The following is a 1,153-nucleotide window of genomic DNA, read 5'->3' on the forward strand; positions in this document are numbered from 1 at the left end:
GGTTGAGGGGCTGCGCACGGGCACACCGATCTCGCTGAGCCCCAGCCCGACCGGACCCAACGCCACCGCGCCAGCCGCAAGCCTTTCGCCGGCCACCGGAAAAATGGGTTACGGCAACATCAATATTGCCCTTGCGCTGGCCAAGACTTCGCTGGCCAAACAAGGCATCACCAGCCCTACGCCTTCACAGCTCTCGGCCACACTGGGCGGCTTGCTGTCCCAGAAGGCCGACGGCATTGGCTGGGGCCAGATTGCCAACAGCATGGGCGTGAAACTGGGCGCCGTCGTGAGCGCTTCGCATACCTCCAAAAGTGGCAAGAAAGCCAATGACAGCGTCCATGCCGTTCATGCCAGCAATGTCGCCACGGCTCACGCCTCCAGCAAAGGCCTGGGCGCCGGAAAAGAGTCCGGTAAAAGCGGCAGCAACGGCAATGGCGGCCAGGGTGGAGGCAATGGAGGCGGCCACGGCGGTGGTAATGGCGGAGGCAACGGTGGCGGAAATGGTGGAAAGTAACGCGCGCATCTGTTCAACCGCGTGCCGCTAAACCACAAGCACCTGCGCAAGGCAGCTGCATCGCTATCGATTTAATAGCTGCTTGCGCTCGCCCTGTCTGGCCTGCGGGCTCTTTTCCCGTAAGAACAGCAGCAACCCCCTCAACGTTTGCCCAATGTTCGCGCAGGCCGGGGCGCATGCCAGATGGGCCCGATGCGGGCCCCCGCTTTCGCGTCACTGAAGTCCAGTTGCGCGGGCATCGCGCCATGCTGGATTCGCGTCATGCCAACACCTTTCTTCGCTGGCCAAAATCATCAATCTGTTACATCAAGAAACATTTAGCAGGAATTGACGTTTGCCAGGTGCAAATCCAGTGCAGGCTTCCCGGCGCTGCCAGCGTCTTCGAGTAAAAATCCCAACCACGGCCAGTTCTCGCCTGTAGCGTCCACGTTGAATACTCACGAAGCACATCATTTTGGCCGCGTTTTCATGAAAAAATTCCGCTTTTAAAGAGCCCTCGGCTTGACTTGCGGACGCCAGTCGTCGACATTGTTAACACTTTGTAACACGCGGTGTTAGCCAAAGACAGAGCGCAAAAATACCTCTTGTCAGACAGCTGGCGCCACAACGCGATGCGGGCACCTTATGAAACTTCAACAG

At 58.7% G+C, this 1,153-nt stretch carries 1 protein-coding gene; it reads left to right on the plus strand.

Features of this window, described 5'->3' with window-relative positions:
• A partial coding sequence (locus AC1D1P_RS23850; protein ID WP_477674720.1) for a hypothetical protein occupies positions 1 to 514 on the plus strand: 514 nt, incomplete at its 5' end.
• Positions 515 to 1,153 lie beyond the last annotated feature (639 nt).

It is taken from the genome of Polaromonas sp. P1_E1_2 (assembly GCF_056406035.1).